We start from the raw sequence: 13,895 nt of genomic DNA on the forward strand, positions 1-13,895 counted from the left end.
AGGCCGGCCTGCCGCGTCTCTACGTCCCCGAGGAAGTCGCAGCCGTCCTCGGCTGCTCCGCCTGGTGGGTCAAGGACCGCGCCCGCCGGCGCCTGATCCCGTTCACCCGCGTCGGCCGTGCTTACCGCTTCTCGGACGAGCACCTCGCGGAGATCATCCGCATGCACGAAGAGCGCCCAGCCGTGAACGCGCAGCGCCCTGGCGCCGCTCCTGCGCCCACGCGTAAGCCGACCGCGCGGCACCGGCCCGATCCAGCCGAGCCCGCCGTCCGGCTCCAGGCCCGGCCACCGCGCCGGATGGCCAAGCCCCAGTACGGAACCGCTGCTTAACACACCCCACACGACAGAAGGGAGGGAAATCTGTGGGGTACGCAGAGAAGCGCAGCGGCTACTGGCGCGGCCGTTACAAGATCGATGACGGCAAGTACGGCACCGTCGCCGATTCCACGGGCGCCGTGGTCAAGTTCGCCACCAAGCGCGAGGCCAAGCAGGCCGCGGACGCCGAAGAGGTGACCGTTCGCCGTGGTCAGTGGCGCGACCCGGGTCTCGGCCAGGAAACGTTCGGCGAGTACGCAAGCCGCTGGTACGCCGCCCAGGACCTGGCTGCCTCGACGATGCAGAACTACAAGCGTCACATCGAGGAGCACCTGCTCCCCGACTTCGAGGACAAGGCGCTCGCCGGCATCCTCCGCACAGACATCGAGCTGTGGGAGAAGAAGGAGCGTGCGGCCTACGCGGCCTCCAGCGTCAAGACCTGGCGCTCCACGCTCCACCTGATCTTCGAGGACGCGATCGACGAGGGCCTACTCACGTCCAACCCGGCCGCCCGGCGGCGCGGACGGGGCAAGCGCGCCGGCCGCTCCCGCGACCGTGGCCCGGAGAAGGTTGTCACCGACGCGCTCGGCATCCTGCTCACCGCCGAGCGGGCAGCTCTGCTCTCCGGCCGCGACGACGAGTTCGTCGCCACGGTCCTCAAGGGGTACACGGGCAAGCGCTGGGGCGAAATCGTCGGCCTGGAAACGGAGTTCGTCCGACGCGACTCCTTCCGTGTCGAGTGGCAGCTGTACGAGCTGGATACCGGCGAGCTGGTGCGCTGCCCGCCCAAGGACGACAGCTACCGCGACATCGACTCGACGGACTGGCTGTCGGCCCTGGTCTTCAACCACATCGCCCGTACGAAGCCGACGCCCTGCCCCTGCCACGGCAGGACATACGTCTTCCGAGGGCAGGGCGCCGCGCGTACCGGCGGCCACCAAGGCGCCAAGCTCGTCGACGTCGCCCGCCGTGCCGGAGTCTCCACGGGCACGGTCTCGAACGTCCTCAACCACCCCGACCGCGTACGCGACGACACCCGAGTCCGAGTCGAACTCGCCGTCGCCGAGCTCGGGTTCGTACGCAGCGGCACCACGTCGGAGCACGCAGCCCACTGGCGTCGAAACGGCTTCGCCACCTGGCTGTTCACCCCGGCGGCCTCAGGCTGGTACCCGAAGAAGGCCCCGCAGGAGGCCCGCCCGGTGCCGATCCTCGGCGAGCCGTGGCCTGGCATCCCGGCACGAGGTCGAGGGGCAGCTGCTCGGGCTGACGCCTGCTGGCTCCCGATCGCCAAGGGCCTCACGCCTCACGGGCTGCGCCACACGCACCGGACGATGATGGAGGACCTCGGCACCGAGAAGGTTCTCATGGACGAACGCATGGGCCACATCGACGGCTCGGTCTCCGCGCGCTACGCCCACGTCACGCCCGGCATGCGCCGGCGCCTCATGCTTGGCTTGACCGAGCAGTGGGAGGCGGCACTCGATGCTCGGTTGGCCATGTCGTCTGCCTCGCCGGTCCGGGCCCTCAACCAACTGTTGCGGGACCGTTTGACCACCACGTAGTGGCGCGGGCAGTCCAACGGTGGCACGGGAGCGTGTCAAAGGTTGCTGCGGTAACCACTAGATGTGACCGCAGCAGCTACTGCCGCTCATCTCCGGCATCGTGCTTGCCTCTCACCGCAGCAGGTTATATGGCGTTGTCGTACGTCGGACGTGGCTCCTACCATCGTGCTGACTAACGCTGGCAGGCTGAGAGGAAGCGGCGTGGCTGATCCTAAGCTTCATCACTATGTTCCGCAATTCTACTTACGTCGATTTACTGACTCGGCGGAACGCCTGTGGGCCTGGGACAAGACTAGCGATAGGGTGTTCCGCACCCAGCCGAAGGCAGTCGCTGCGGAGTCGAACTTCTACCAGCTGCCTCAGTTGATTGAGTACGGCCATAATCCGTTGGAAATGGAAAAACAATTTGCGGACCTGGAGGGCCAAGTGTCCGCCGTTACAGGGCAATGGCTCGACTGGGTTCGGCGTGGGCATCCGGGCGATTCGCTACCCGTGCCTGCAGTGAATCGAGAAATAATCAGCCAGTTCCTGGCTCTTCAGTCCCTGCGAACGGCCGACGCTCGCGCGATATTGGTAGCCTTCTCGGCGTTGCATGGGTACCAGGCCGAGTCCGAAGAGGACGTTAGGGCCCTCCATGCTGCGGTGCTTTGGGATGACGCGCTAATCTCCTCCTATGCCGATCGCTTGAGTCGATGCACCTGGCTTTTTGCCTTGAATTTGACGCCTTCTCCATTTGTCACATCGGACAATCCATTGGCCTTCAGGACGTCTGACAATCGGGCTTGGGTAAAGCCGGGCAGCGTCGGCAAGGATGCGTATGTGGTATACCCGCTTGCCCCTGATGTGATCATGTATTGCTATCCCGATGAAGGCGTGTGGCGCCATTCAAATATCTCTCGATTTGACTGCCAAATTTCGCCGGTGCTGATAACTGCAGGCATGGTGCAGAGTGAAAATTCCGCACAAGTCTTCATGGCCTCTCGGTTTGTAATATCCAGTCAGGATTCCTTTTCTTCTGAACGGAAGTTTTTGAAGATGATTGAGGAAGATCCTGGCGTGCCGCCGGCCGTAGAATGAGACTTGCGGATTCTGCCGGAAATCTTTTTCCTACAGAGTGGGTCACTCGCCGAACAGGCTGTCCTGCACGTACTCGACGACTTTCCGCTCCGGGTAGAAGACGGCCAGCAGCATGAACGTCTTGGGATGAGCCGCGATGTTGCCGACGAAGAAGTGGACGGCCCGGCTCGGGGCGCACATCCGCGTGTACCAGCGCTCGCGGAGTGCATCACGCACCCCGGTCTCACCGTACTTGCGCAGGAACTTGCGGTACGACTGTCCTGCCTCCCAGTCCTTCAGTCCCATGTCGTGGGTCGGGCAGTCGTCGTCGGCGCAGCGAAAGCTGTAGCGGAGGTCGAGCGGTACCCACTCCAGCGGGTTCAGCTCCTGCTCGAATAAGTCGAGTTGGTCGGCCAGTGCGGCCTTGGACACGGACCAGGGCTCGGCAGCCTCCAGCCGGAAGCGGGTGATCTCGGCCGGGCGAAAGACGCCGAGAGACGTTCCTCGCTTCTCCTGATCCCGCTTGATGGCGCAGAGCGACGGGGCGACCAGGGGCTCCACGTGCCGATATCGCTTCTGCCAGCCGCCATCGGGCGATACCTCGCCCACAATCTCCAACGTGTCGAGATACGGCCGGAGACTCTCTGGGCGGGAGTCCCGCTCAAGACGGTGTGGCTCGACGTCGACTTCGATGATCGAGTACTTGGAGAACTGCGCCTCTTCGCCGAGGAGCCGGAAGGGCACAGGGAAGAGTCTGACATGCTGTGGCTCGCCTTGATCGAGGCGTATACCGGCCACACAGCTTGTCTCGCGGTACTTGCTGGACAGCTCCGGATACGTCTTGACCGTGATCATGATCCGTGCGCGCTGTCGCTTCCCGGATGCCGACGACGCCATGGTGTGCCCCCTCCATCGATCTCCCCGATCTGATTGGACGAGAGGCATGCACCGCTGGCAAGGGCGCCTGCGAAAGCCGGGGGCGAAGTCAGGCCAAGGGACTCACAGGCACTTGGACCCGGCTGCGGACCGTCTCCAAGACGACCTGCCGGTGACAGCGACTCTCGTCCTTCTCGAAGCACAGAACCGCGACCCGTGACACTCGGGCGTGCTCTGCCAGGCGGTCAAGGTCAGCCTGCGCCTCTTCGGATCGCAACAGGCCACGGAAGCGCGCGCACCCCGCTTCGACGCGGCCGTCCCAGAAGGGCTCCCGATTGTCCTTTGGATTGCCCAGGCCACGAAGGTGCGTGTACTCGATGCCGGCTTCGGCCAGAGCCTCCCCGAGGCGAGTCTTACTGAAGCCCTTCTTGCGGCTGATCGGGGTGAGCCGTACGTCCGCTACGACACCGATGTCACTGTCGACGAGAGAGGCGACGAATGAGTCGATGTCTCGGCCTTCGTATCCGGCTGACCAGAGACCGGGAGTAACGGGCGGGACCTGTGTCAGCCGGAAAAGATCATCGAGGGAGACAGAAAGAGCCTCAGCCACCGCGCCGACGGTGAAGAAACCTGGCTGGATCGCTCCCTCGTTCTCCAGGCGGCGCAGCGTTACGGCGGCGATGCCTGCCTCTTTGGCCAGCCGTTCACGCGTCCACCCGCGGTCCTCCCGTAACGCCCGCACTCGCTGGGCAAGCACATGCGCGGGGCCGTGGGGAGGAGCTGAGCGGTGACCTGCCATGTGCGGTGTTCCTAACGACCGTTGGTGGCGGCCCGCCGCGGCGTTCCTGGTCAGCTACGAGCCCTGGATTCGCGAACGCGCAGGTCCGAGGGCGCTTGAGCGTCACTCATCCTGCGGCACTGGAGACCGATGCTGGGAGAAGCCGACCAAGATCTTCTCCCAGATTTCTCCCAAACGATCTCCAGGAACCACTCAGGGGCCTGACCCGCTCTGCGGATCAGGCCCCTGACCTGGTGCTTCACTGTCGGGGTGGCGGGATTTGAACCCACGACCTCTTCGTCCCGAACGAAGCGCGCTGCCAAGCTGCGCTACACCCCGATGTCGTTGCTCCGCTGTCCGCACTGCTGCGGGTCGCGGCGACATCGACAACTCTAGCGGACCCGTGCCCGGAGACGAAATCCGGTTGTCGCGGGCCCGGGGCCCAGGGGCTCAGACCCGCGGCGTCAGGGTCAGCAGGGTCGCCTCCGGGGGGCAGGCGAAGCGCATCGGGGTGTAGCGGTTGGCGCCGCAGCCCGCCGAGACGTGGAGGTAGGAGGTGTGGCCCTCGGCCTCGTGCGTGGAGAGGCCCTTCACCCGGTCGGTGTCCAGGTCGCAGTTGGTGACCAGGGCGCCGTAGAAGGGGATGCAGACCTGCCCGCCGTGGGTGTGCCCGGCCAGGATCAGCGGGTAGCCGTCAGCCGTGAAGGCGTCCAGGGACCGCAGGTACGGCGCGTGCACGACACCCATCGAGAAGTCGGCGCCGGACTCCGGACCGCCCGCCACGCGCGCGTAGCGGTCCCGCTTGATGTGCGGGTCGTCCAGGCCGGTGAGCGCGATCTCGTAGCCATCGATCTTCAGGGAGCCCCGGGTGTTCGTGAGGTTCACCCAGCCCGCGGCGTCGAAGCCGTCGCGCAGGCCCTCCCACGGGTTGTGGATGACGCCGACCGCGGGCGGATTCCCGTTCAGGCCGTGCTTGCCCTGGACCTTCTCCAGGAGGTAGCGGGCGGGGTTGCGCGGCTTCGGGCCGTAGTAGTCGTTCGAGCCGAAGACGTACGCCCCGGGGAAGTCCATCAGCGGGCCGAGCGCGTCCAGGGTCTCCGGCACGCCCTCCGGGTCCGACAGGTTGTCGCCGGTGTTGATCACGAAGTCGGGGCGCAGCCCCGCGAGCGACTGGAGCCAGCGCTGCTTCTTGCGCTGCCCGGACACCATGTGGATGTCGGAGACCTGGAGGACCCGCAGGGGGCGCATCCCCGACGGCAGCACGGGCACCGTGACCCGCCTCAGCCGGAAGAAACGGGCCTCGAAGCCCACCGAGTAGGCGAGACCGGCCGCAGCCGTCGCCGTGATGCCGAGGGGTACTGCGTATCGCGCGCGCATCTCCCCATCGTGTCAGACACGGCGGGACCACGATTCGCGGGGCGCTTGCCGCCAACGGGCCTCTCCGCGGGGCGCCCCCGGGGAAATCGAGGGGCAGGGAACCTTCCGCACCTGCCACAATCAACACATGACCACGCTCAAGTCGAAGCTCCAGGAAGACCTCACCGCCGCGATCCGGGGGCGTGACGAGCTGCGCTCCTCGACGCTCCGGCTGACCCTCTCCGCCATCACCAAGGAGGAGGTCTCGGGCAAGACCGCGCGCGAGCTCTCCGACGACGAGGTGCAGAAGGTGATCGCCCGCGAGGCCAAGAAGCGCCGCGAGGCCGCCGAGGCGTTCGGGCAGGGCGGCCGCGCCGAGCAGGCCGAGCGCGAGAAGGCGGAGGGCGAGATCCTCGCCGAGTACCTGCCGAAGCCGCTCACCGACGACGAGCTGCACGCGATCGTCGCCCAGGCCGTGGCGGAGGCCAGGGCGGCGGGGGCCGAGGGGCCGCGCGCCATGGGCCAGGTCATGAAGATCGTCAACCCGAAGGTCGCGGGCCTCGCCGAGGGCGGCCGCGTCGCCGCGGCGGTCAAGAAGCTCCTCGCGGGCTGAGCCTCTCGCGGGCTGAAGGTTCCAGCGAGCTGAAGCCTCTCGCGGGGTGCATGTCCCCGCTCGTACGTGACTGAGGGCGCCCCCTGAGATCGGGGGGCGCCCTCAGTCCGTGCGGGCGGCCAGCCGTGCCGCAGGCCAGCGACCGTGCCGCAGCTCAGTGGCTAGGGCTACCGCCCCCAGCCGCCGATCCCACCGCCACCGCCGTTTCCATGGCCATTGCCGCCGCCATGGCCATTGCCGAGGCCGCCGATGGCGTCCGGCGGGATCGTGATGTCCGGCCAGTCGTCGCCGATGCCGCCATTGCCGCCGTTGTCGCCACCGCCGCCTCCGGTGCCCGGCTTGCCGTCGTCGTGGCCCTGGTCGTGGTCGCCGTCCCCGTTCCCGTCCTTGTCGTCGCCGTCGTCGCCGTCGTCGCCGGGAAGGTGCACGGTGTTGAAGCCGGGCGCGGGCTTGCCCTCCAGGGCGCCGGTCATCGCGTCGCGCCAGATCGGGCCCGGCACCTCACCACCGAAGACCTTGCCGTACGTGCGCCCGCCGATCGGGATGTCGACCATCCGCCGCTTGTGCTGCGGATCGCCGACCCAGACGGCCCCCGCCATGTTCGGGGTGTAGCCCACGAACCAGGCGGCGTAGCGGTAGTCGGTCGTACCCGTCTTGCCCGCGCTCGGGCGGGAGCCGAGACCGGCCTTCTGGCCCGTGCCGTCCTCGACCACGCCCTTCAGGAGGGCGCTGATCGTGTCGGCGGTCTTCTCCGACATCGCGCGCGAGCACGTCGACTTCGGCACCGGCAGCGACTTGCCGCCGAGCGTGTTGATCGACTCGATGGCGACCGGCGTGCAGTACGTGCCGCGCGCGGCGAAGGACGCGTACGCGCCCGCCATCGTCAGCGGCGACATCTCCTGCGTGCCGAGGGCGATCGACGGGGCCTGCGCCATCTCCTTGCCGTCGGCGCGCTCGACGCCCATCTTGTCGGCCATCCGCGTCACCGGGCAGATGCCGATGTCGCCGATGAGCTGTACGTAGTAGGTGTTGACCGACTTGGCGGTCGCCTCCCGCATGCCGTACGGACCGACCTCGGTCTCGTTCTCATTGGTGAGCGTTTCGTTGTTGCTGTTCACCCACCTCTTGCCGTCACAGGCCGAGACCCGCGAGGGATACGGCATCTCGTACGGGGAGGAGTAGCTCTGCCCGGCCGACTTGCCGCCCTCCAGGGCGGCCGCCGCGACGATCGGCTTGAACGTCGAACCCGGCTGGTAACCGGCGCCGCCGCCCATGTCGCCGTCGACGGAGAGGTTGATCGTGGTCTCGTCCTTCTGGAAGCCGTAGGGACGCGACTGGCCCATGCCGAGGATCTTGCCCGTGCCCGGCTCGACGATGGTGGCGGCGGTCGCCACGTCGTCGGTTTTGTACACGTGGTCCTTGATCGAGGCCTGCACCGAATTCTGCGTCTGCGGGTCCAGGGTCGTGCGGATCTTCAGGCCGCCCCGGTTCCAGACCTTGGCGCGCTCTTCCTTGGTCTTGCCGAAGACCGGGTCGTTGAGGAAGACCTCGCGTACGTAGTCGCAGAAGAAGCCCGCGCCGCTGACCGCGGTGATGCAGCCGTTGTTGGGGCGGCTCACCTTGAGGCCGAGCTCGGTCTTCTTGGCGTCGTCCGCCTCCTGCTGCGAGATGTCGTGCGTCTCCGCCATGCGCTGGAGGACGACGTTGCGCCGCTGGGTGGCCTCCGTGGCGTCGTTGACCGGGTCGTACCGGCTGGGCGACTGCACGATGCCCGCGAGGAGCGCGGCCTCCTGGAGCTTCAGGTCCTTGGCGGGCTTGGAGAAGTAGCGCTGGGCCGCGGCCTCGATGCCGTACGCCTGCTGCCCGAAATAGGTGATGTTCAGGTAGTTCTTCAGGATGCGCTTCTTGCCGAGCTTGTCCTCGACCTGGATCGCGTACTTCAGCTCGCGGATCTTGCGGCCGAGGGTCTGCTGCGTGGCCTCGGCGACCTTGGTCGGGTCGTCGCCCGCCTCCTCCACGAAGACGTTCTTCACGTACTGCTGCGTGAGGGTCGACGCGCCCTGGGAGACCCCGCCGCTCTGCGCGTTCTGGTTGAGCGCGCGCAGGATGCCCTTGAGGTCGACGGCGCCGTGTTCGTAGAACCGGGCGTCCTCGATCGCGACGATCGCCTTCTGCATGTACGGCGAGATGTCCGTGAGGGGCACCACCGTGCGGTCACGTGAGTAGACCGTGGCGATGTTGCCGCCCTTGCTGTCCAGGATGGAGGTCCGCTGGCTCAGCGGCGGCTGCTTCAGATTGGCGGGGATCTCGTCGAACCCCTCGACCGAACCCTTGGCCGCGAGACCCAGCGCTCCGGCCGCGGGCAGGGCGATCCCGGCCAGCACCGCACCCGCCAGCACGCTGACACCTAGGAACTTCGCGGCTTGCTGAGTAGGTGACAGACCACCGCCCGAGCGCTTCTTTGCCATGGGGGCAGCCTACGTTCTGATTCGCCGGACACGCCTTAATGCCTTGGCCTAAGCTGCTCACAACTGTCACAGGAGTGCGGTGTGGCAACAAGCCCTCCGTAGCTCCCGGATCTGACGGATCCATGTCCGAATTCGCCTTAAGTGGCGTCCGGCGTCCGTTGTGACTCAACTGAACTGCCCCGTTATGGCAGGTTCCTCACGTATGTCGCCAGCTCACTCCGTCGGGTGATCTGCCGCTTACGCATAGTCCGTTCGGGCCATTCAAGATTGGGCCCGAAGGGGGTGTTGCGCTGTGCCCACCTTCCGTAACGTCCTCAACTGGCGGCGGTGAATATGCCGCTGCCGCCGTGGGGGAGCCTCGATTCGGGAGAGGACGGCGCCGGTATGGGCTGGGTAACCGACTGGAGTGCGCAGGCGGCCTGCCGCACTACCGATCCGGATGAACTGTTCGTTCAAGGAGCAGCGCAGAACAGGGCCAAGGCGGTGTGCACCGGATGCCCGGTGCGGACCGAGTGCCTGGCCGACGCGCTGGACAATCGCGTCGAGTTCGGCGTGTGGGGTGGCATGACGGAGCGGGAACGCCGCGCGTTGCTGCGCAGGCGCCCCACCGTCACCTCATGGCGCAGGCTCCTGGAGACAGCGCGCTCCGAGTACGAGCGCGGTGCGGGCCTGCTGCCCGTGGACTTGGAGGACGAGGAGACGTACGAGAGCTACGCGGCTGTCGGCTAGCCGCCTGCGGGGCCGGCCGGACATCGACCCTGTCGGCGGGTCGATCAGCCTGCCAGCCGGTCCCCGATGGCCCGGAGCCCCGCGAGGTCGTGCACGTCGCCGGGCAGCGCGGCGACTTCGGCCACCGCCACCTCCGGGTGGAGCGCGGTGAAACGGTCACGCGTGCGCTGTTCACGGTCGAGCAGTCGCATGCGCTCCGCGTGCAGCCGCAGCAGACCCGCGGTCAGCCGTGCGGTCACGCGGTCCTCTGACGTGTCCGCGGTGGGCGTGTCCTCCGTGGGCATGTCCTCGACGGACGGGCCCTCGGCGGACGGGCCCTCGACGGAAGTGTCCTCTACAGGCGTGCCCTCGGCGGGCGTGTCCTCGGCGGGCGTGTCGGCGTGGGAGGAATCGGCGTCGGCATCGGCGGGGGTTTCGGAGGCCGCGAGGGTGTCGGAGGTCTCGGAGTGCTCGGGGGAGCTACGACCTGCTTCCTTCCCTCCCTCCTGATCCACAATGCGATTATCTTCAAGATTTTCGGCGGCGGCGAGCGCCCGCTCGGCCGAGAGCCGGGCGGCGCCGCTGCCGTGCACACGGTTCAGCACGAGACCGGCGAGCGGCATGTCGTCCGCGGCGAGCCGCTCCACGAAGTACGCGGCCTCGCGCAGCGCGTCCCGCTCCGGCGACGCCACCACGAGGAAGGCGGTGCCGGGCGCCTGAAGCAGCCGGTACGTGGCATCGGCGCGCGTGCGGAAGCCGCCGAACATGGTGTCCATGGCGGCCACGAACGTCTGCACATCGGCCAGGAGCGGCCCGCCGAGCAGCTTGCCGAGCGCGCCGGTCATCATCGACATGCCGACGTTCAGGAACTTCATCCCCGCCCGGSCGCCCACCTTGGCGGGCGCCATGAGCAGCCGGATCAGCTTCCCGTCGAGGAAGGAGCCGAGCCGCTTGGGCGCGTCGAGGAAATCGAGCGCCGAGCGCGAGGGCGGCGTGTCGACGACGATGAGGTCCCACTCGTCGCGCGACCGGAGCTGCCCCAGCTTCTCCATCGCCATGTACTCCTGCGTGCCCGCGAAGCCCGCGGAGAGCGACTGGTAGAAGGGGTTGCCCAGGATGGCGGCGGCCCGCTCCTTGTCCGCGTGCGCCTCGACGATCTCGTCGAACGTCCGCTTCATGTCGAGCATCATGGCGTGCAGCTCGCCGTCGCCGTCCACGTCCTTCACCCGCCGCGGGACGTTGTCGAGCGAGTCGATGCCCATCGACTGGGCGAGCCTGCGCGCCGGGTCGATGGTGAGCACGACGACCTTGCGGCCCCGCTCGGCCGCGCGCAGGCCGATCGCGGCCGCCGTGGTCGTCTTGCCGACGCCGCCGGAGCCGCAGCACACCACGATGCGGGTCTCCGGGTCGTCGATCAGCGCGTCGACGTCCAGCGTGCGCGTGGCGTCGTCCAGCGCGCGTGCGTCGTTGAGGGGCCGTGCCGGTTCCGGGGTCATGCGATCCCTTGCTTCCGCAGTGCCGTGGCGAGCTCGTAGAGGCCCGCGAGGTCCATCCCGCCGGTCAGCAGCGGGAGTTCGTGCAGCGGCCGCCCGAACTCCGTCAGGACGGCACGCTGGTCCGCCTCCAGGGCGTACCGCTCGGCGTACTCGGCGGCCTGGTCGAGGAGCGGATCGACGAGCCGCTCGGCGCCCCCGCCCCGCCTGGCGCCGCCGAGCCCGGCGGCCGACAGGGACTTCGCGATGGCCGTACGGGGCGGCCGGCCGAGGCTCAGCTTCAGCGCGTCCTCGTCGAGGAGGGCGGGGCGCACCATGTTCACCATGACCCGGCCCACCGGGAGCTGGGCGGCCCGCAGCTCCGCGATCCCGTCCGCGGTCTCCTGGACGGGCATCTCCTCCAGCAGGGTCACCAGGTGCACGGCGGTCTCGGGGGACTTCAGGACCCGCATCACGGCCTGCGCCTGGTTGTGTATGGGCCCGATCTTGGCGAGCCCGGCGACCTCGTCGTTCACGTTCAGGAAGCGGGTGATGCGGCCGGTCGGCGGCGCGTCCATCACCACGCAGTCGTACGCGTAGCGCCCGTGCTTGTCCTTTCTGCGCACCGCCTCGCACGCCTTGCCGGTCAGCAGGACGTCCCGCAGTCCCGGCGCGATGGTGGTCGCGAAGTCGATGGCCCCGAGCTTCTTCAGGGCCCGGCCCGCGCCCCCCAGTTTGTAGAACATCTGGAGGTAGTCGAGCAGCGCCAGCTCGGGGTCGATGGCGAGTGCGTACACCTCCCCGCCCCCGGGCGCGACGGCGATCTTGCGCTCCTCATAAGGCAGCGCCTCCGTCTCGAAGAGCTGCGCGATGCCCTGTCTGCCCTCGACCTCCACGAGGAGGGTCCGCCTGCCCTCCGTCGCGAGGGCGAGCGCGAGGGCCGCGGCCACCGTGGTCTTGCCGGTACCGCCCTTGCCACTGACGACCTGGAGCCTGCTCACACTTCCGAGCCTAACCAGTCGCCGCCCGGCCTACGCAGGAGCCCACCGTGAGCATGGCCTCACACCGACTACAGTCGGCCACATGACCAAGTGGGAATACGCAACCGTGCCGCTGCTCGTCCATGCCACGAAGCAGATTCTTGACACCTGGGGCGAGGACGGCTGGGAGCTGGTCCAGGTCGTTCCCGGGCCGAACAACCCCGAGCAGCTCGTGGCCTACCTGAAGCGCGAGAAGCAGGCATGAGCGGCGCCGTCGAGGCCCGTCTCGCCGAGCTCGGCCTGACGCTGCCCGAGGTCGTCCCGCCGCTCGCCTCGTACCAGCCCGCCGTCCAGTCCGGCGTGTACGTCTACACCGCGGGGCAGCTCCCCATGGTGGACGGCAAGCTCGCCGTGACCGGAAAGGTCGGTGCCGAGGTCACGCCGGAGGAGGCCAAGGACCTGGCCCGCGTCTGCGCGCTGAACGCGCTGGCCGCGGTGAAGTCGGTCGCCGGTGACCTGGACCGTGTCGCGCGCGTCGTGAAGGTCGTCGGCTTCGTCGCCTCCGCCCCGGACTTCACCGGCCAGCCCGGAGTGATCAACGGCGCCAGCGAGCTCCTCGGTGAGGTGCTCGGCGACAAGGGCGTGCACGCCCGCAGCGCCGTGGGCGTCGCCGTGCTGCCGCTCGACGCTCCGGTCGAGGTCGAGTTCCAGGTGGAACTGACGGAGGCCTGAGCCGCCGCGCGACGGCCCGGGGCCTTCCGTAGGGCCCGAGCGGAGTGGCGGGTCCCCTTGTTGGGCCCGAGCGGCGTGGCGGGTCATCCCGTAGGGCCCGATTGTTGCCTCTCGAACATCAGCCCACCAGGGGATAGCCTCCGCCCATGGCAAATGGGCAGTGGTACCCCCCGGAGTGGCCCGACCGCATCCGCGCACTCGCGAGCGGTGAGCTGACTCCGGCGACCCCGCGCCGCGCCGCGACCGTCATGCTGCTCAGGGACGGCCGCGGCGGGACGGAGCACTCCGGATCGCACAACGGGCCGCACGGCGGGCCCGAAGTACACATGCTGCGCAGACGCGCCTCCATGGCCTTCGCCGGAGGCGCGTACGCGTACCCGGGCGGCGGCGTCGACCCGCGCGACGACGACCGCCTGGTGCGCTGGGCGGGCCCCACGCGCGCGTGGTGGGCGGCCCGCCTCGGCGTCGACGACGAGGCCGCGGCCCAGGCGATCGTCTGCGCGGCGGTCCGTGAGACGTACGAGGAAGCGGGCGTGCTGCTCGCGGGGCCGACCCCGGAGACGGTCGTGGGCGACACCACGGGCGAGGACTGGGAGGCCGACCGCGAGGCCCTGGTGGCCCGTGACGTCTCCTTCGCGGAGTTCCTCGACCGCAGGGGCCTGCACCTGCGCAGCGACCTGCTGGCCGCCTGGGCCCGCTGGATCACCCCGGAGTTCGAGCCCAGGCGCTACGACACGTTCTTCTTCGTGGCGGCGCTCCCCGAGGGGCAGCGCACCCGCAACGCCTCCACGGAGGCCGACCGTACGGTCTGGATCCGCCCGGCGGAGGCCGCCGCCCGCTACGACGAGGGCGAGCTCCTCATGATGCCGCCGACGATCGCGACGCTGCGGGCGCTGAGCGGCCACGCCTCGCCCGCCGGAGTGCTCGCCGCGGCGGAGGACCAGGACATGACGCCGGTGCTCGCTCAGGCACGCCTGGAG

14 protein-coding genes and 1 tRNA gene are annotated in these 13,895 nt (G+C 68.5%); 8 read left to right on the forward strand and 7 right to left on the reverse strand.

The genetic code is table 11. From position 1 onward, the window contains the following. Positions 1-8: 8 nt before the first annotated feature. From AB8Z36_RS09530 to AB8Z36_RS09540, 3 genes are all read left to right on the forward strand, one after another. On the forward strand, positions 9-329 hold the full coding sequence (locus AB8Z36_RS09530) for a helix-turn-helix domain-containing protein (protein ID WP_369212796.1): 321 nt from the start codon (positions 9-11) through the stop codon (positions 327-329). A 32-nt stretch (positions 330-361) separates the two neighbouring features. Continuing rightward, positions 362-1,876, forward strand: a complete 1,515-nt coding sequence (locus AB8Z36_RS09535; protein WP_369212785.1) for a LacI family DNA-binding transcriptional regulator — start codon at positions 362-364, stop codon at positions 1,874-1,876. A gap of 201 nt (positions 1,877-2,077) precedes the next feature. Continuing rightward, positions 2,078-2,953, forward strand: coding sequence for a DUF4238 domain-containing protein (locus AB8Z36_RS09540; protein WP_369212786.1), 876 nt, complete (start codon positions 2,078-2,080; stop codon positions 2,951-2,953). Between the two features lie 42 nt (positions 2,954-2,995). On the opposite strand, the gene AB8Z36_RS09545 is transcribed toward AB8Z36_RS09540, so the two are convergent. The 4 genes from AB8Z36_RS09545 to AB8Z36_RS09560 form a co-directional block, all read right to left on the reverse strand. Next, positions 2,996-3,829 (reverse strand): hypothetical protein, encoded by an 834-nt coding sequence (locus AB8Z36_RS09545; protein WP_369212787.1) that lies wholly within the window; start codon positions 3,827-3,829, stop codon positions 2,996-2,998. Positions 3,830-3,917: 88 nt separating this feature from the next. Continuing rightward, the gene (locus AB8Z36_RS09550) at positions 3,918-4,607 is read right to left on the reverse strand and encodes a DUF488 family protein, N3 subclade (protein ID WP_369212788.1); all 690 of its coding nucleotides are present in this window, start codon (positions 4,605-4,607) and stop codon (positions 3,918-3,920) included. Positions 4,608-4,851: 244 nt separating this feature from the next. Continuing rightward, positions 4,852-4,925: transfer RNA gene (locus AB8Z36_RS09555), tRNA-Pro, on the reverse strand. 111 nt (positions 4,926-5,036) lie between these two features. Then, on the reverse strand, positions 5,037-5,963 hold the full coding sequence (locus AB8Z36_RS09560; RefSeq protein ID WP_369212789.1) for a metallophosphoesterase: 927 nt from the start codon (positions 5,961-5,963) through the stop codon (positions 5,037-5,039). Between the two features lie 127 nt (positions 5,964-6,090). Here AB8Z36_RS09560 and AB8Z36_RS09565 point away from each other — a divergent pair, with 127 nt between their 5' ends. Beyond that, positions 6,091-6,555: a GatB/YqeY domain-containing protein gene (locus AB8Z36_RS09565; RefSeq protein ID WP_369212790.1), complete on the forward strand. Its 465-nt coding sequence runs from the start codon at positions 6,091-6,093 to the stop codon at positions 6,553-6,555. A gap of 167 nt (positions 6,556-6,722) precedes the next feature. Here the strand turns inward: AB8Z36_RS09565 and AB8Z36_RS09570 are convergent, their stop codons facing one another. Further along, on the reverse strand, positions 6,723-9,023 hold the full coding sequence (locus AB8Z36_RS09570; protein WP_369212791.1) for a transglycosylase domain-containing protein: 2,301 nt from the start codon (positions 9,021-9,023) through the stop codon (positions 6,723-6,725). A 384-nt stretch (positions 9,024-9,407) separates the two neighbouring features. Here AB8Z36_RS09570 and AB8Z36_RS09575 point away from each other — a divergent pair, with 384 nt between their 5' ends. Then, entirely contained in the window at positions 9,408-9,752 is a 345-nt protein-coding gene (locus tag AB8Z36_RS09575; RefSeq protein ID WP_030782081.1) for a WhiB family transcriptional regulator, read from the forward strand. A gap of 44 nt (positions 9,753-9,796) precedes the next feature. On the opposite strand, the gene AB8Z36_RS09580 is transcribed toward AB8Z36_RS09575, so the two are convergent. Together AB8Z36_RS09580 and AB8Z36_RS09585 are read right to left on the reverse strand one after the other, a co-directional pair. Next, on the reverse strand, positions 9,797-11,227 hold the full coding sequence (locus tag AB8Z36_RS09580) for an ArsA family ATPase (protein ID WP_369212792.1): 1,431 nt from the start codon (positions 11,225-11,227) through the stop codon (positions 9,797-9,799). After that, a complete protein-coding gene (locus tag AB8Z36_RS09585) occupies positions 11,224-12,204 on the reverse strand; it encodes an ArsA-related P-loop ATPase (protein ID WP_369212793.1) in 981 nt (326 codons plus the stop codon). The genes AB8Z36_RS09580 and AB8Z36_RS09585 overlap by 4 nt, the downstream gene beginning before the upstream one ends. An 82-nt stretch (positions 12,205-12,286) precedes the next feature. Between AB8Z36_RS09585 and AB8Z36_RS09590 the strand changes: the two genes are divergently transcribed. The 3 genes from AB8Z36_RS09590 to AB8Z36_RS09600 all read left to right on the forward strand — a co-directional run. After that, positions 12,287-12,448 (forward strand): DUF4177 domain-containing protein, encoded by a 162-nt coding sequence (locus tag AB8Z36_RS09590; protein ID WP_003975360.1) that lies wholly within the window; start codon positions 12,287-12,289, stop codon positions 12,446-12,448. Beyond that, positions 12,445-12,915: a RidA family protein gene (locus AB8Z36_RS09595; protein WP_369212794.1), complete on the forward strand. Its 471-nt coding sequence runs from the start codon at positions 12,445-12,447 to the stop codon at positions 12,913-12,915. Before AB8Z36_RS09590 ends, AB8Z36_RS09595 begins: the two co-directional genes overlap by 4 nt. A gap of 146 nt (positions 12,916-13,061) precedes the next feature. After that, a partial coding sequence (locus AB8Z36_RS09600; RefSeq protein ID WP_369212795.1) for an NUDIX hydrolase occupies positions 13,062-13,895 on the forward strand: 834 nt, incomplete at its 3' end.

This window comes from Streptomyces flavofungini (assembly GCF_041028215.1).
Classification (GTDB): Bacteria; Actinomycetota; Actinomycetes; order Streptomycetales; family Streptomycetaceae; genus Streptomyces; species Streptomyces flavofungini_B.